The organism is Cesiribacter sp. SM1 (genome assembly GCF_020178975.1).
Classification (GTDB): domain Bacteria; phylum Bacteroidota; class Bacteroidia; order Cytophagales; family Cyclobacteriaceae; genus Cesiribacter.
The window spans coordinates 58295-75459 of sequence record NZ_JAHXBU010000008.1 but is presented as its reverse complement, the minus strand read 5'-3'; the positions used below and the strand labels follow the sequence as shown (position 1 = coordinate 75459).

9 protein-coding genes and 1 pseudogene are annotated in these 17165 nt (G+C 46.0%); 3 read left to right on the top strand and 7 right to left on the bottom strand.

The genetic code is table 11. The features are described from left to right. Nucleotides 1-524: 524 nt before the first annotated feature. Complete coding sequence (locus KWJ01_RS02330) at nucleotides 525-1070, bottom strand: hypothetical protein (protein WP_224994683.1); 546 nt, start codon at nucleotides 1068-1070, stop codon at nucleotides 525-527. 183 nt (nucleotides 1071-1253) lie between these two features. Here KWJ01_RS02330 and KWJ01_RS02325 point away from each other — a divergent pair, with 183 nt between their 5' ends. Beyond that, nucleotides 1254-1916 carry an SOS response-associated peptidase gene (locus tag KWJ01_RS02325; RefSeq protein ID WP_224994682.1) on the top strand — a complete coding sequence of 221 codons (663 nt, stop codon included), beginning with the start codon at nucleotides 1254-1256 and terminating at the stop codon, nucleotides 1914-1916. Nucleotides 1917-2785: 869 nt separating this feature from the next. Here KWJ01_RS02325 and KWJ01_RS02320 read toward each other — a convergent pair. From KWJ01_RS02320 to KWJ01_RS02305, 4 genes and pseudogenes are all read right to left on the bottom strand, one after another. Further along, the gene (locus tag KWJ01_RS02320) at nucleotides 2786-3229 is read right to left on the bottom strand and encodes a hypothetical protein (protein ID WP_224994680.1); all 444 of its coding nucleotides are present in this window, start codon (nucleotides 3227-3229) and stop codon (nucleotides 2786-2788) included. A gap of 12 nt (nucleotides 3230-3241) precedes the next feature. Continuing rightward, nucleotides 3242-4447 carry a C10 family peptidase gene (locus KWJ01_RS02315; RefSeq protein ID WP_224994679.1) on the bottom strand — a complete coding sequence of 402 codons (1206 nt, stop codon included), beginning with the start codon at nucleotides 4445-4447 and terminating at the stop codon, nucleotides 3242-3244. 507 nt (nucleotides 4448-4954) lie between these two features. Beyond that, nucleotides 4955-5157 (bottom strand): annotated as a pseudogene (locus tag KWJ01_RS28210) (transposase); the annotation flags it as partial. A 152-nt stretch (nucleotides 5158-5309) separates the two neighbouring features. Then, nucleotides 5310-6227, bottom strand: coding sequence for a DUF6268 family outer membrane beta-barrel protein (locus tag KWJ01_RS02305; protein WP_224994678.1), 918 nt, complete (start codon nucleotides 6225-6227; stop codon nucleotides 5310-5312). 130 nt (nucleotides 6228-6357) lie between these two features. On the opposite strand from KWJ01_RS02305, the gene KWJ01_RS02300 reads away from it, so the two are divergent. Then, nucleotides 6358-7395, top strand: a complete 1038-nt coding sequence (locus KWJ01_RS02300; protein WP_224994674.1) for a sensor histidine kinase — start codon at nucleotides 6358-6360, stop codon at nucleotides 7393-7395. A 2-nt stretch (nucleotides 7396-7397) separates the two neighbouring features. Then, nucleotides 7398-8150 carry a LytTR family DNA-binding domain-containing protein gene (locus KWJ01_RS02295; protein ID WP_224994673.1) on the top strand — a complete coding sequence of 251 codons (753 nt, stop codon included), beginning with the start codon at nucleotides 7398-7400 and terminating at the stop codon, nucleotides 8148-8150. A gap of 338 nt (nucleotides 8151-8488) precedes the next feature. Here the strand turns inward: KWJ01_RS02295 and KWJ01_RS02290 are convergent, their stop codons facing one another. Next, a complete protein-coding gene (locus KWJ01_RS02290) occupies nucleotides 8489-9397 on the bottom strand; it encodes a leucine-rich repeat domain-containing protein (RefSeq protein ID WP_224994671.1) in 909 nt (302 codons plus the stop codon). Nucleotides 9398-9468: 71 nt separating this feature from the next. Next, nucleotides 9469-16965, bottom strand: a complete 7497-nt coding sequence (locus tag KWJ01_RS02285; RefSeq protein ID WP_224994670.1) for a cellulose binding domain-containing protein — start codon at nucleotides 16963-16965, stop codon at nucleotides 9469-9471. Between the last annotated feature and the right edge of the window lie 200 nt (nucleotides 16966-17165).

Here is a 17165-nt window from a genome sequence, read left to right as displayed (position 1 = left end):
TCTTCCAAAGTGGCACAAATCGAACCGGAATCAGGCAAGACTGCCCCCATATAATGGCACAGTTTGAACCGGAAACACTGGCACTAACAAACCGAAATCAGTGGCACAAATCGAAGCGAATTAGCCAACATTTCAACAATTCGGAAAGGGGGGTTTCTGCAGTTTGTTGAAAGATGTGTAGCTGTGGATGCTTACCTTATTAGAGTTTTGACCTGAAGAAAAAAATAAATTTTAAAAATAAGCTACTACCGGCCTGGCTGTGGACTTGTGGCCGGCACCCCGGTGGGTAACTCTGGAAGAGTTATCCATAAATCCACGGCCTCTAAGGTGTTAATTACGGTCCGCCGCTGCGGTGGGTTAACTCTGGAAGAGTTATCCACTGTTCACGCCTTGTTCTTATACAGTTGCAGGCACTTCTGTGGTTATACCAAAATCTTATCTAGTAAACAACCACTGCTCATTTTCTTGACGACCTGCCCTTCGCACCAAGCTTCGGAACTTCTAAGGCCCATCACCAGCTGGCATCAACACTGCCTCATCCTCAACCACATCAAAAAGCCGGAGCGTACTGCTTTGTCCGGGCAGAAGGCATATTGCTCCAGGAAGGAGTCGTGAAAGTCGGTGGTATAAATTTTATTCATAGGAATAATGTAAATGTCCTTCAGTCTGGTAGGCTTGCGGCCAATGCCCAGGCAAAGGAATACCGGCTCTTTTCTATCTAAGGCCCTATATCGCTGCAGCTGATCCGGCCTGCACCACGCTATGGTCCCATCTACCCCCCAGGCGCCCCTTCGGTATTTGGCTTCTACATGAAACACATATCCGGTATCCCGGCAGCGGAATTCAAAGTCAGGTTTGTGGGATGACTCAACATAATCTCTGCTATTCTGGAGATAAGTGTGCGCCTTATTCACCAGGCAATAAGATGTTTTCGGAAAAATCTTTTCCCGCACATAGTCTTCAAATGCCTCACCCTGCACGAAGGACTTTGGCTTTCTAAGTTCGGCAGCAAATGCCTTTAAACCTCGGAATAATCCCCCAACCATGGCTCCGCTAAAAAATGGTGACACAGAGATTAGGTATACTCAATATAAGAAATTGACCCTTAAGCGCCTAACATTCGCAAAGCCTCTGGATAATGGGGCAAAGCACCTAAAAGCATTGGTATAGTATAATGGTCCGAAACGCAACTACACTGAGAATAAAAGCCGTATATAGTACTGCGATTGTATACACAAGTTAAACTGTATCTTATGTGTGGACGATATAGCGTAATCCCCAACGCCACGAATGGAAACTCCAAGGCTGCCAAACTAATAGAAAAGCACCTGAAGGAGACTCACTACAACGCAGCCCCCAGTCAAGCCTTGCCTGTGATCACGGAGCAGCAGCCGGACAAGCTACAATTCTTTTCCTGGGGCTTGCAGCCATTTTGGGCAAAGGATGCAAAGAGCGTGAAGCGCTCAATTAACGCGCGGGCGGAGACGCTGACCGAAAAGTCTACATTCCGCAGTCTGCTGAAGTCTAAGCGTTGCCTGGTGCCCGCAGCAGGGTTCTTTGAATGGCAGGCTTCGGGACAGGGAAAAGTACCCTACCGTATTATGCTAAAGAGCGAAGAGCTATTCACTTTCGCGGGACTTTGGGATGAATGGGCGGATAAAAGTACGGGTGAGGTACTTCATACATTCGCCATCATTACCACTGAAGCTAACGATTTGGTGAAGCCGATACATGACCGTATGCCTGTTATGCTTTCGCCAGAGGCGGAGGAACTGTGGCTGGACGAGAACGAGCCGCAGGAACACCTTCTTTCTTTGCTAATGCCCTATACGGCGGAGGAAATGAAGGCTTACCCTGTTTACCAGCTGGTGAATTCACCAGCAAACAATGTACCGGAAGTGCTTAATTCCTTGTAAGGTTTATTAAAGGTTTTTTCTTAAGAATAAAATCGTAGATGAAGTTGGGTGACGTAGATGAATTATACATGCTATATTTTCTTCTAAAACTTCAGCAAGTAAGGTTACTACAGTTTGGTGAACCAGGATCAATTGATGCTCCCAACTTTAAATAACCGGAAGAAAAAAAGAAAAACTTTAAATGTAAATCTACTACTAGCGGCCTGGCTGTGGACTTGCGGCAGGCGTTCCGGTGGGTAACTCCAAAAGAGTTATCCATAAATCCACGGCCTAAAGGTGTTTATTGCGGGCAACTCGTCAAGAGTTATCAACCGCAGCGGCGGCTGCCGGGCGTCGGTCGCTGTTAATGCCTGTTCGTGATTAGCGTAGAGAGCTAATTCCATAATGTATCTTATTTATAACGGCTATACATTAACAACATCAGTAGGGTTCATTACGGTAGGCAATCCTGCGGCAGCCGCTGCTGTGGCTAAGTCTGGAAGAGTTATCCACCTAAGCCTCGGCCGCGGGTCGTTGGTCAGTGTTAATACCCCTTCTCTATTTAACTTGGTGTATACTCCCACAGAGATAACCACTGCAGGTGAAGTCACCATTAATGCTTTTTCTTTTAATTGTAAAGGTGGTTGCTCCTTAAGCGTTAATCGCACTCATTGGGAAAGTTATATTGAACATAAGCAAGCAGCTGTACAGGCTCACTCAAGTGCAAAAGAAAACAACAGGAACTAAAGCAGTTACAAAGCTGAAAAGCAGCCCAAGATTGAGGCTGTAATTAAGGGAAAATAAAAACCCCGCCCTCTGTTAGAGAGCAGGGCCTTTATTTGATAAGCATATAAGGCATAACCTTATTTTTAGCAGTGAGATCTTTCTTTTTATTTCTTCTGAATGAGCCAGTAAGGATCAGCTTTGGGACTTTTAATTTCTTGTGCAGGCTCTCCATTGAAGCGTACGGCCTTGTACTCCCATTTGCTGCCCTTTCTTTCTACATCTACAAAAAGTGTGTCTATGTCACTTCCTACTTTTAAGTAAAAGGTCTTGATGCCCTCAGCACTCAAAGAAGTAACATTGATTCCTTCCAATTTTGTTGTATCTCCCATGTAGAAAGTGTACGGCTGTGCATCAGTCTTCTGATCATCGTCATCCTCGCCTTCATAGTATAAATCAATAGGCTCACCTGCATTAAATGTCAAATAATCCATCCCTTCGCTGGTACGGATGACTGTAAAAAACCTCGGCGGTCCAGTATCGCAGCACACAGGTTGTTCGCAAGCTGAAACTGTAGCAATCATCAAAAACAGAATTATAAAATGTTTCATAGACAATCTTCATTAATAGACCGTAATCATTTTCCTATCATATTCATAGTTGTTACCAGAAGCATTCCAATCGTAAATATAGAACCACCCATTGGAACCACCATTCCAGCCCCAATTCATCCAGTACTGTCCATAGTTATGCGTTCTGTAGCCCTCGCATACCCAAATGTGGTGATTAAAGCTAATTCCTAAGACACCACCCGTTCTAGCTTTGAAAATTACAGGTTTATTGTTTCTTATACTCCCTTGTATTGAACCATGATGAACGTCTTGTATCGCTGAATTAAAACCAAGCATTTGTAAGAATTCTGGAATTTTTGATGGCAATGCCATAGCATAATCAGCGGCCCAATCTATAATGATCCAATCTCCCACAAAGCGCATCAATCTAGCGACATCTGGTGCAGCTCCAGTCACACCATTTACCCGTCGGGGCATGGCAGCATCACTAAAGTTAATGGGTACTCCATTATAAGTTACTGTTCCCAATCGATTTCTATGATGCTTTAGAACTTGAGCCACAGCAACGGGCCCACAGCCAGCAGGTGCTCTACCACAATCATTGCTTCCGCTTTTTAAGGGGGAAAAGTCATTGTAACCACAGCCTTGCCCCCATTGGGTCGTTAATAATGGGCCATATGTCACTAAAGGTGCAGGGGTAGTTCCGCATGGATCGCACGGCTCTACATAGTTAACACCTATTTCCGGCTCCCACCCAAGGGCAGGTTTATCCTCACTTGACTTTTCTCGTAAAGAAGTTATACTTTGCTGTAAGCTAGTTATCCAATGACTTAGCCCCGGATTCTCTTGATAGTTGTCCAAGTCAATATATCCTTCATCATTGTAAGCTAGAACAGCAGGCAATCTCTTATCTCCAGAAATGATAGTGAAACCACCACCTTCATAATTTATCATATGAAAAGCTTCCCTATTTTTAAGATCTTTTACTGTTTTAGAATCTTTTACTGTTTTGGAAGGATTTTCTTTACGAGTAGCCAAGGCAGTCTTTACATCGGTGGCTTCAATAACTCCTTCAGCATTTAAAATGCCAGCTACTTGTTTAGCATCCTTGGCTGACACTAAAAACTTTTCATTGTCTAATGCATTGCCAGCAATATCCATGACTTGCAATTCGTCTTCATTCTGACATGAAAAAATAAAAATGCTTAGAAGTAACAGTGCGACTTGCCAGCATTTCTGGTAGTGGAGGTTTTTCATAGATAACTTATTTTAGCAGTAATGTAATATCATGGAAGATACAGAGTATCAGATCATTGTTATAGACAATGTAACATTACATATTTACTAATACAAGCAATGTTTCAACAGCAATAGCTTTAATTTTAATATTCCAAAATTCTTTTTTCCCCCTTTGTAATAAAAACTTATAACATGTGCCATCTATTGTTAACCTCTTGCGCTATTCATCCTATATTCCTCTTAGCTACTGCTCCTCATATTAGCACCAATTTCCCATATAAGAGCTTGCATGTGTGACGTCCTCCCAAGAACATGGCCCCCGTAAAATCAAGAAACCAGCCTTAATTGTCGCGGTCCCAGGCGGGCAGCCCGCCGCTGCGGTAGTAAACTGACTTGCTTAGTTTCAATACACGGCATGCCCTGCTGATACCGCACTGGCTTTCTTTGACGACCTCTTCTGCTATTTGTTTCTTTTGGCAGGGCGCTAGAGCTTTTTTTCGTTGATCTCCTTGGCAATCTTTAGATCCAGCGCCAACTCAGCATACATCTTTTTAAGCCTGGTATTTTCCTCCTCCAGCTCCTTGAGGCGTTTCATCTCTTTAGCATCCATGCCACCATAGCGTTCGCGCCATTTATAGAAGGCTGCTTGACTTACGCCATGTTCTCGGCTAATCTCTGCTGCACTTTTCCCAGTCGCACCGGCGACCCGGCTCAAATTCCTTGAGGATTTTGGCAATCTGGTAGGGGGGGTAAAGGTCTTTCTTTTCATCTTCTACAGTTTAAAGCCGCCGCGGCTCGGTTAAGGTGATTTCCTCTACTTTTAAACTGTCCTATTTTCAGGGGAGCTTACACTATTTATATCTATTGATTATCAGTGGTTCTATTTTTGGGATGACGTCAACTTATAATTTATGCCTACTGAAAAATAAGATGAAAGCTGAAAGTAGTAATATTTGGAGCTGAACAGGCTTTTCAACTTTCGTTCGCTTAGCTGTGCAGTCCTCATAGCATTTATACCTGCTGTTAGTGGTATGCTCCACTTCTTACCAATCTTTACTTCCGGCTGAAGACCAGTCACGATATATTGGTGGGTGAATATTTTTTCAGCTTCATCCTGCCCCACGATTGCCAGCTGCCCGTCTACGCCTACAATATAATTCAAGCTAAGATGCTTGTTGATCAGGTACTTCAGCGACACATCTACTCCATCAACTACTGATACATCCACTGCATACCGGCCGCCCCTGCCCCATTGTAGATAAATAGCTGGTAAAGCCATTGGATAGCCAAAGGAGTTATTGAAGGCAACACCACCTCCTAGCGATAGGTGAGGTTTTACTTTTTTGATGAACACGATGGCAGCACTGCCTAACGCATTTTTTAAAGATATTTCCGATAACTGCTTGCCCGAACTATATATTCCGCCACCGAGGCTTGCGAACAAAGACCATTTATCATTGAGGGGCTTCACATGATACACACTTAAACCCAAGTTTAGCATTTCATCTAAAACTAAATCTTCAGTAAAGTTTCTATTGCTAAGTGTCACATAGGCACCTGCTATACCAACTCCCCATACGGTTGGCTGGCCTATCTCATCCATTTTCATGGAGAGCGGAAGATTGGCTTTGCCCTGGTATACAACAGCAGCCCCCTGACTATTCCCTACTTTTTCGCTCCCATCCCCAACACTTTGACGATAGGCTGATGTGCCAAAATATTCTGTCTTGAAGGTTATTTGGGCTGATACATCAGAATAAACTGTTGCTAAAATCAATAGCATTAATATTTTTTTCATCCGGTCAAAAGTTTAGATTTCATCAATTTTGTTCGAATATGGACCTTTGACCTGGCTTAGGTAAATTTATTTGACAGATGAACCTCTACCTTTGACGAATGACAGGTAATAACCCTTCAGAGAATCCTATATGCTGAAAATGAAGATAAGCACCTGGTTGGGAAATGAAGCCTACATCTTTATGGCTTACTGGTGCATTATTCTGGCTGTATTCTGGCTACAGGTATTCCCACAGACAAACTCTGTTGCAGAGACAACACTGTTTTCTGTCCTGTTGCTGTTGTCAATATATCATCCAGCCACTTATCTAAGCAAAGCTGTATTGCTTAGGGCCATGAGAGACAAAAAAGTAGGCGTATTCGTTTTGCGTTTTCTCTTATTTTCCGTTCTGGTGGGATCCATTCTGCTGGGCTATCTTTTTTTCTTTTACTATTTAGAATCCCTCGCTGTTTTTCCGGCATCGGAATATTTCAGTTTAGCCCGTTCACCTTCCTACGCTGCAATCCTGTCTTTTTCATCCTCAATTTTTATAAATCTGTGTATTTGCGGATTACGTTTCATGTTAGAATATTTAAAGTCACAAAAAGCAGTTCTTCAATATCAACTCCAGACACTCCAGCATCAAATTACTCCTCACTTTATGTTCAATGTGTTAAATCATATTCATGTGTTGATGCAAGAAGATGTGGAGCGGGCATCGGCATTACTCATCAAGTACTCGGACATCTTACGCTATCAGTTGTACAACGGCGAGAAAAAACTGGTAAGCCTTGCCGAAGAAGTTCAATTCTTAAAGAATTTTATTGATGTAGAAGAATTTAGGTGGGAAGATAAATTGACTGTTCGGCCTTTCTGGAATATAGAGAATGAGGAAATCAAAATTCCAGCATTATTATTTATAACTTTTATCGAAAATGCTTTTAAATACACCCCTAAGAGCACATCAAATCCTGGCTACATTGATATTAGTTTTGAACAGGCTGGAAACCACCTTAGGCTGGAAGTTGAGAACTCCAAACCAGCTTTTGCAGCAAAAAACCTTAGTTCTACCGGAGTAGGTTTAAAAAACACAAGGGAACGTTTGAATATCCTGTATCCTGGTAACCATGACTTGCAAATCACAGACACGGGAATTGCTTATCAAATTCAACTTGAAATCAATCTTTAGCCATGGCAACCCTCCCACCTAAAGAAGACGACCCTTATAAATTAAAATGTCTGATCATCGATGATGAGCCCATTGCCGTAAGAGGGATCATTAATTATATCAATGCATTAGGCACACTGGAAATAGTTGGACATTGCTCAACGGCTATGGAAGCCTCTGAGGCATTGAAGGCGAATACGGTGGACCTTCTGTTTCTGGACATCAACATGCCTTATCTTACAGGACTCGAGTTTCTTGAGTCCCTGGAAAATCCTCCCCTGTGCATAATCACCACCGCTTACGCTGAATATGCTTTGGAAGGTTTCCGGCTGAACGTAGTTGACTACTTGATGAAACCCATCAGCTTTCAACGTTTTTTTCAGGCGGTATCCAAAGCAAGAGAAATTTTTCGCTCCGAGCTTATGCTGAAAGAAGAACCCCAGGAGTCTAATTCAGATATGTATGTCCGTCAGGGAGATTCATTTCAGAGAATAAGATGGATGGACATTTTATATATTGAAAGCATGCAAAACTATTTGAAAATCCACTTCAAAGACGAAGCCCTGATCATCCATCAGACGATGGCATCGATAGAAGCCATGCTCCCCAAAGACTATTTCTTCAGGATCCATCGTTCTTATTTGATCAATGTATCCCACATCGATACAATCTCAGGAGGACGCGTGATTGTCGGGGGTAAAGAATTACCCCTATCCAGACAAAGAAGGGATGAACTACTAAACTCTGTTGTGTACAAGAATTTAATCAGTAAATAGATAAATGCCTTGTTTCAGCTTACCATCAAGCCCTGATGGCAATGCTGAAAGAATCTTATAAATGAGCAGCAAACTCGTAAGCCCGAATGTTTTTAAACATGAAGTTGACAGATCAGGCTAATAATGGCAGTTATTTTTAGCAACTAAGAAAGCTGCTTAAGACAATAAGAACCAAATCCTTTTGACCAGATTGTTTTGTTAATTTCGCCCCTGCATATTCCACATGTGCCAGAAGGAGAATGTGAACAACAATTCACTATACAGTTTTGCATCTATGATGAAACCAGCAGAAAACATCGTGTAAATCAAACCAGGGTTCACCAGGAAACAACTGCGGTTCAAAAATAGACTTGACAATCAGGAAGTGCCTTTCTGATCCTTGCTTTTTCTGCTTCGCTGAAAATATTATTCAGGGCGATCAGGGTTTTCAGATTTTTCAACCGTTCAAGCTTCTCGGGCAGGTAACTAAGCTGATTGTCCGAGATAACCAGCAGTTCAAGATGCGCCAGCTGCACCAAAGCTTCTGGCAAGCCTTTCAGCTGATTATTGGTCAGTATTAGCGTTTTTAATCTTTTCAACTCACCCATCTCCTCTGGAATCTGCCTGATGCGGTTATTGGCTAAATTTAGATGTTCAATAGTTTTAGAGTTCACCCAGACAGGCTCAAATTCGTTAAACTGGTTAAAGCTGATATTCAGGCTTTTTAGCCTTTTTAGTTTTTTCAGAGAAACGGGCAGATAGCTAAGCTGATTGTTTTCAACCTCCAGCACCTCTAGTGCAGTACATGCTCCTATTTCCTCGGGCAGGAGTATGCAGTTGTTAAGTGAAAGGTGTAAAAAGCGGAGCTTACGCAGTTGTCCGATTTCTTTAGGAAGTTGTTTGATATGGTTATTTGCCAGGTCCAGACTGATCAGTTTATCAAGTCTGGCAATTTGGGGAGGCAGCAGCTGCAAACTGTTATTCTTTACATTTAATGTCTCCAGGTTCCTTAATGTCCACAGGTCCTGATCCCACTCTTCCAGGTTATTGTTCATCAAGTTCAAAAAGGTAAGGCTTGTCAGTTCTACAATACGATCATCTACAGAAAAGAGCTCCTGCTCCCGCAAATTGAGTTGGGTGGCAGCCGGGTTGTGCTGCAGTGCCTCCCTGACACTGTAATAAACAGGCGCCTCAACAGGATTGGCATGCTGTGCCTGCACAGGGGTTAATACAGAAAGTAAGGCGATAAGAATGAATGCCTGCTTCATACTAGGAAAAAAAAGAACCCGGCAGTTCAATGCATTGCAATTCAGCTGCCGGGTTCAGACTTACACGTTCATTAGTGTTTAACAAACTGTTTCTGCGCCGTTATTTGGGGCGACTGAAGCTGTACCACATAGGTGCCTGGCATTAGCTTTTCAATGCTTACAGTAGACTGCGCCTCCTTCAGCTGGAACTGCATCATCTCCTGTCCCATGCTGTTGATAATGCGTACAATTTCATTACCTGTAAACGCACTCACATGGATGTTCAGCTCCCTGTTGGCAAGGGTAGGATAAATAGCCCAGCCACTTCCCTGTGTCAGCTCACTGCTGTCTGCGCTCATGTCTGGCGTTTCCCCTGTCTGACTACCAGCTATTCTGGCTGCTGCACCATTGGGCTCTGCCCCCCAGATCAGCTGGCCATGATGGTACAGGGTAACCCGCTCCCAGTCCGTAAAGGTTGTTTTATCACTATCATAGCTGTAGTCGTTTGCCTCATTGTAGGCCGACCAGTCGACCTTGTTGAAGCGGGTTTGTAGTACACCACTACTGGCACCTGCCGCTAACACACCCGGAGCGTTAAAGGATACCTCCAGGAAATGGTCTGCATCGGCAGTAGGTGCTGCTAGCTGTTCAAACCGACCAGATACATATGTGGTACCCAAAGCGGCATAATCTGTCCAGAAAGCCTGAGCAGGCCCACCCTCCTTGGTGTACCAGTAGCGCAGGCTTAGCTCCTTGTAAGGCACTGCAATGGTACCTGTATTTACAAGCTGGAAAGAGGGCTGAACCTGGTTATCATTCTCCTTATTACCCTTCCGCACCGCATACTGCACTTTGACACTGGTTGTGGCCGGTCCGGATATTTCAGGCTCTGTTCCCCATACAAGGATACCATTCCGGTACACTGTTATCCTCTCCCACTCCCTAAAGGTGGTTTGGGCGCCGTTGTAGGAATAATCATTTTCCTCGTTATAAGCCGACCAATCTGCTTTTGCGATTCTGGTCTGGATTTCGCCACTTCTGGCACCTGCTTCCAGTGCACCTGCTGCAGAAAAAGAAAGCTCCAGGTAATGGTTTGCGTCCTGCCGTGGTTCTTCCAGTGCCTGGAAACTGCCTTTTACCCTGTTACTTCCCATTGCTGCATAATCGCACCAGAAGTTTTGGCTATTTCCACCACCTTCGCTGGTAAACCAGTAGCGAAGGGTGATTTCATCGTATGGGATCGCCGAAGCACCTGTATTGACCAGCTGGAAATGTGGGCGTAATTGATTATCACCTGACCTGTTGTTTTTTGCCACCTTATACTGAACCTCCAGGTTACTTTCAATCACACGAATAGTGACAGAAGCCGTATCAGATGCCCCAAGCTCGTCAGTCACCACAAGTTGGGCTGCATAATCACCAGCCTTGGTATAGGTGTGGCTGATGGTGCTACCTGCTCCGGTGTTACCATCGCCAAAGCGCCAGGAATAGGTCAGGGAATCACTATCAGGATCTGCAGACGCACTGGCATCGAAGTCTACCTTTAGCGGAGCTGCTCCTTCCGTAACAGAAGCCTTGATGACAGAAACGGGCGGTTTTGGCTGTGCTCCCAGATTCTTTTTCAGGGCAAACACAACAGTAGCGGATTTATCGAACACAACTTCGTTTCCGCTGGCATCGGTTTGAGGTGCATTGGTATTGCTGGGGTGTTGTATGGAGAAAAATCCAAAGCGATAATCCGGGCTAAAGGTAAGGCCTGTAGGCTCCGATCCGCGAGGCATGGAAGCAAAGAGCTCTACCTTGGGGTTGCTTTGTGTATGATCAGGCCGTACCACCCAAATGTAGTTGTTGCCACCATCCTGCTGCACCCAAAGGTTGCCCTGATCGTCAAAAGTAAGGTTATCATTGCCACTGCCCCAGGGTTCGGTGAAAACACCCTGCTCTGTGTGGAGATCATAGGACATACCACCCACGAAGGTCTCAAATTCCGAAACCGCATCACCGTCATCGGAAAAACGGTAGGTACGGTTTGATCCCTTGGCGGTGAAATAAACTTTACCATCAACAGGACTGATTTCACAGTCTTCTATGCCATTAAAGATGGTGCCACCTAAAGAAGCTGCTAATGAGTTCAGGTTATTGCGGTCGCTCTGGCTTGTATTCGGCACTTGTATCCAGCGGGCAGTGCTTCCTGTGGGGTCTCCTCCCAGTAATGGCCTGTCGAGGCTCAGCACAAACACCTTTCCTTTGCTAAGATCACCAGGGGTATCGGCCACAAATTTATAAACACAATGGGTGCCGCCGTCTTCGCCGTAATAGGCTGTTTTTCCATCAGCAGCCACAACAATGTTTTCATGGTTCATCCGGCCCATGGCCCATAGCTTATCCTGCCGGCCATCTTTATCGTAATCCACCACTTTTGCAGTGATAGGATCAATCTCCACATGCCAGCCCACATCCTGATAACCATCGCCGTTCAGGTCTCCGCCATTGGTGCTTTCTTCACTGGTGATGATGGTGCCCCAGGGTGTAATACCGCCGGAACAGTTACGGGAAGTAGTGACCAGATCATTGTTATAAAAATCTACCTGCTGGCTCGTATCCACAACCCACAACAGCTTTGAACTGTCGAAGTGCAGGTCCAGGATAGACACACCACCCGGAGAATTCTCGTGGTTTACCGATAGGTGGCCAAGTTCGCTGCTGCCTTCAATAGGAAGATAGGCCGTGAAGTCGTGATTGCCAGGTACGGTACCACTACCCTTGGTATAAGCTTCTCCCTGCTTAAAGATCATCTGGAAGCGGTGTCCGTTCGGGATGATCATGTGCTGGGTTTGTGCTGTGGGCACAATCGAGGTAAAGCAGCCTATTTCATCACCACTGCAATCTGCAGGCGGATTCGGCACCGGTGCGTTTTTCATGTAAAGGTCAAAGCCAAGATCGGAGCTTTGGCCATCGCGGTTGTGCACCTCTACTGCCAGCTGGTTAAGTCCATTGCTGAAAACAGTCTTGGGTACATTGAAGACAAAGTATTCCCGTTCTGCAGCACCATCCACAATGGTGGCGGAGGTGGTCAGGTAGTTAATAGCTCCTTCGGGCATGTTGCTGCGGACAACTTCCCTGCCATTGATGTACACCAGGGCACCGTCGTCTCTGCGCAAGCCGATTTGTACAAAATCTGCCAAGGCTGTGGTATCAATCATGACTTGCCTGCGGAAGTAGGTAGTGATAAATTTATTACCCGCATCAGGCCCATAGGATATTTGTGTATTCATCGGGTCGCCATAGCCTAAAGGACCCTTAGCGGAAGCCCAGCTTTCATCGTTGTAGGTGCTGTCCTTCCAGGCAGTGTTGTCCAGGCTGATTCCCTGGTCCAGGTAATTCCACTGCGATTCTTTTGCCAGCGGGAAGCTGGCTGGTCCTGCAGGGGGTGCTTCGAAACCAACCTCCATGTCAAAGCCGAGATCAGAGCTGCTGGCAGTAGCCTGGTGTAGCTCTACCGCTATCACGTTCACGCCATCCTTCAGCAGGTTGGGGGTTTTGGCACGGAAATAGGTTGTTTCATCGCTTCCGCCTACAGCAGCAGTGGCAAGGGTATTATAGCCAACCGCTCCTTCCGGCATGTTCATCCGGAAAGCTTCTTTTCCGTTTACATATACCACAGCACCGTCATCGCGTAGTACATCAAAAACCAGCGATCCGTACTGCGCCGCATTCTCCACCTCAAAAACATGACGCAGGTAGTAGGTAACATGTTTAGTGTTAGCATCACTGCCCCAGCTCAGGCTTGTTGTTTCCTTTCCATCGCCATAGCCTAAAACAGCATTTCCCCAGGCCCAGCTTGAATCTGCGTAATCAGGGGCTGTCCAGTTAGCAGCGCTTAAATCACGGCCTGTATCCTCATACTTCCAGGAAGCTCCTTTTGCTATTGGAAAAGTACCGTTAAAATAACGGTTTGGCTTCTCGTACTTTACCACCAGGCGGGCTGCATTTGCAGCGCTTTTGTCGTAGGTCTGCGCCACGCGTTTGCCCGTGTTACCGCTATAGCCGGGAAGGTTCAGTAGCAGCGGATCGGCCATTGCTACCACTACTGCATTCCCTGCCTTCCAGTTTTCTTTGTTAATGATTTTCTGGAGGAGTCCCGACATATCAGGAGAGCGTTGCTCCAGGCCTGCCTGGCCTGCCACTGCAAAAGGTTCGATGTTCCAGACCAGTGTATCGCCATAGGCAAAAAGTCTGCTGGAGAGGTTGTAATCAAAACCGGCAAGGGCAAGGGGGTTTTCCCTGTCTTCCACTGCCAGTACAACATCTACGTTTCCGGTGGTACTCACCTCATCTACCGTAAACTGCAGATAGGCTTCGGTTATTACTGCTCCCTGCGGTATGGTAACGTTGGTAAAGCGCAGCCCGATGATCTGCTCACTGGTGCCGTCCCTGGTAAGTTCAAGGTCGGAGCTGGTGGTATACATCACGCCGGTATTGGCATCCTGCTCTACATCATCACCGCCGGCGTTGATGGCAAAGGAAGCGGCAACTAATTCCTTTTCACTGTTGCCAGTCCATGCAAGGTAATAGACAGCAGAATCGAGGGGAACATTAAAGAACTGTACCACGGTGCCATTATAGGCTCCTGAACTAACAGGATTGAACCCATCAGCCGGATTTCCCTGCAGCAGGAAATAATGGGTAGCTGATCCGGTTACAGCTGCAGGATTGGTTAGCAACTTAGCAGGGTCTACATTCACCGTTCCGCTGCTCATATTGGAAGGATTCAACAACCAGGCTGTAGTCAGGTAGAGGGTATCACTTTCGGGATACAGGGGTAGTATTTCTCCCCCTTTGCCTTTGCCAATCACCAGGTTGCTGTTGAAGTTGGCAACGGGATCATTCAGGTAAAACCCGTTATCACGAGTGTTTTGAGCACTCCAGTTAGCCGTTACGGTTTCTTTATAAGCAGGGGGCACTAATGCCACAGGCGAGGTGCCATCAGTAATTTCAGCGCCATTCAGGGCTATTTCATAAGGGATCGCTCCTTTGCTCTTAATGCTGCCCGAGGCGGCTTCACTGAAATCATAGTAAAACGCAAGCTTATCCTCTGTACCCTGTAGTGGATAGTGCATGCTTTTTTTAATGCTGTCCTGGCTTAAGGCGGTACTCCAGATCCTTAGCTCATCCAGTTCTGCCTGTACCTCGCTGCCATAGAAGGGGCTATCGCCAAGGCCAAGACCGGTTGGATTAGGCACATATGCAGCAAAAGGAGTTTCACCCACTTTTTCACCATTTACATAGTAGATCAGCATACCATTTTGTGTGGCAGACACAGCCACATGGTTCCACTCACCTATTTTCCAGGCATTCCCCTTATCGGTGATGGCATTCCAGCCACTGCCGTTTGTACCAGCCACTACATTGAGCTTGTTGTTGTCCGGAAATTCAAATGAAAGACCAGTGGTGTTGTTGTTAACGCGGGAGTTACTGGCCAGAATTTTGTGGTTGCCCCCCGGATCTGCATTCAGCTTACCCCAGAATGCAATAGTAAAATCGCCGCTCAGGGCAGGATTCAGCACCTCACCCGGTATGGCCATGTTTTGCGTTCCGCTAAGCTTCAGCACTGCTCCCCTGTTGGGCTTATATTCAGAAGCCATTTTGATGGTTTCGTCCGCGACCAGTTTGCCCCAAAGCGCCACCTCATCCAGGGAGCCGGAAAAAGCTTTATCTTCAAAACTGCTGCCCAGCAGGAGAGCAGCATCAGAAGCGGCAGGCGGTACTACGCCAGTCCATTGCTGTGTAAGCAGGCCGTTGTGAAAGAGGGTTAGCTGGCGCTTTACGTTATCGTATTTCCAGGCAATATGCGACCATCTGCTGGTAGGTATTTTTACCGTGCTGGTGTAAAGCTTGCCGGTAGCGTGATCACTGTACTGTGGGTTCCCTTCTGCACTGAAACCAATGGTCATGCCTTTTCCGGTTGCAGCATTTGAAAAAACAGCCGCCCCCGCTGTACCAAAATCAGAAGGATTTACCCAATAGCCAAGGCTAAATGTACGCTCATGTAAGCTTAAGGCAGCGTTGCTGCTTAACTGTAGTGCATTTCCAGGGCTAAAAACCGCCGCAGACAGGCTGTTGCCCTTTCTGTCAGGACCGTAGGTGATGTTACCCTGCACTTTAATGTTATAAAGAGAAGAATCTTTCAGGCTATTGGCAAAGCTTAGGGAAAGCTTTCTGGCATCATGGTCTATGCTTTTAAGCATATCAGCATGAATAACCGACTCGAAGTAGGGAGTGCCGGTAAGATCTACATATTGCACTTTCATTCTGCGATCTGCGGGATCTCCGAAAACGCTTACCTTCAGGTAGGTCTGTTTCACGCCGCTGATGATTAGTTCGGCATTATAGTTTATGTTAACCATACCATCACCCACATCTGAATTAAGATTTCCCGAAAGAAAGTCGAAGAAGGGATAGTTATATCCGGCGTAGGTGCCACGCAACTCCTGTGCATGCACATCTGCGCTGAAGCAAAGCACACCATCGATGTTGTTCTCCTGGATAAACTGCTTTAATTCTACTGCCTGTTGGGTAGCAGCAAAGTTTCTGCCGCCTACATTTTGACCAAAAGAGGGCGTTCCATTGACGAGCACCTTAAATGTAGCTCCTGATTTTGCCAAGCCTTGCTTTAGCCATTCCAGCTGCTCGGCGCCCAGGTGCTGGTGCGTACCATCGCGGTAACTGCGGTTATCGAGCAGAAAAAATTCTACATCTTTGTAGCGATAGGAAGAAAAAAGCCCCTGCCCCTCGCTGGTACGGTTGTAGTGAGGGTTGGGCCACCAGTCCATAAAAATTTCCTTCATCTCCCCCAGCGTAGGCATGGTTTTGTTGAATTCATTCGGGCCGGTATCGTGGTTATCAGTGATCGCCAGCTGTGGCATGGCCATGGTCAGAGAGTCGTGAAACTTACGGTAGAAGCGGTAACGATCAAAGGCCATGTCTTTGTTTGCCCAGTCGTCTATACCATCAGGACACTGTCCATCCGCATGCTGCAGGCCCAGTAAGTAAGTTGCATCACCCAGCCAGATCATAAGGTCGCTATCTTCTTTTGCCATCTGGTTGAAAATAGCCGGATCCCCGTTTTTATGGGTGCGCGATTCAGGCAGGTCTATACAGCGGGTGGTGTCGTAAATTCTGCCACACCCCCCTGCTAAAAAAGAAAAGTCATCTATTACCTCCGCCTCATTGATGATGGCTGCCGTCCGATCCAGTATTTGTCCGTTTTTCAGGAGTGTTGCGGTGTACGCTTCTCCTTTGGCAAGCCCTCCATATACAAAAGAACGAAGCGTGTACCCCAGCCGGTCATCTGAATTATACACTGTCCCGGCAAGCGGCGCCCCGGAGCCGCCAGCACGCACCTCCAGGTTTAATGGATCGCCCGTACCTGTGCTGGTGGTGACTACCCAGACCCGTACAGAGTCGTTGTACACAGGACTGAACATGGGCCCAAATACGACAGAGTCGCCGGGAATTGATTGAGCAGATGCAGCCAGGGTAAACAGAACCGAGGCATACAGTAGCATCCATCTGGTAAACTTTTTCATGTTATGATGTAAGGTTTTAACACGAAAGCAAAGTTGAGCATGAATTTGCCTTTGTTGTAATATTCGGTGTTATGCTATCTGTATGCTTTGGTTACAGCAAAACCTCAAAAGGAAACGAAAAATAACGATAGCTTAAAACTGCGTTCCTGCAGGTAACACTGACGAGATAAAACTGCACTATTGTGCCAGGGAACCATTGC

What these genes read in the sequence shown, in the direction of transcription:
- KWJ01_RS02325 (WP_224994682.1), top strand. Translation starts at nt 1,254, where the DNA reads ATGTGTGGACGATATAGCGTAATCCCCAACGCCACGAATGGAAACTCC.
- KWJ01_RS02320 (WP_224994680.1), bottom strand. Translation starts at nt 3,229, where the DNA reads ATGAAACATTTTATAATTCTGTTTTTGATGATTGCTACAGTTTCAGCT.
- KWJ01_RS02315 (WP_224994679.1), bottom strand. Translation starts at nt 4,447, where the DNA reads ATGAAAAACCTCCACTACCAGAAATGCTGGCAAGTCGCACTGTTACTT.
- KWJ01_RS02305 (WP_224994678.1), bottom strand. Translation starts at nt 6,227, where the DNA reads ATGAAAAAAATATTAATGCTATTGATTTTAGCAACAGTTTATTCTGAT.
- KWJ01_RS02300 (WP_224994674.1), top strand. Translation starts at nt 6,358, where the DNA reads ATGCTGAAAATGAAGATAAGCACCTGGTTGGGAAATGAAGCCTACATC.
- KWJ01_RS02295 (WP_224994673.1), top strand. Translation starts at nt 7,398, where the DNA reads ATGGCAACCCTCCCACCTAAAGAAGACGACCCTTATAAATTAAAATGT.
- KWJ01_RS02290 (WP_224994671.1), bottom strand. Translation starts at nt 9,397, where the DNA reads ATGAAGCAGGCATTCATTCTTATCGCCTTACTTTCTGTATTAACCCCT.
- KWJ01_RS02285 (WP_224994670.1), bottom strand. Translation starts at nt 16,965, where the DNA reads ATGAAAAAGTTTACCAGATGGATGCTACTGTATGCCTCGGTTCTGTTT.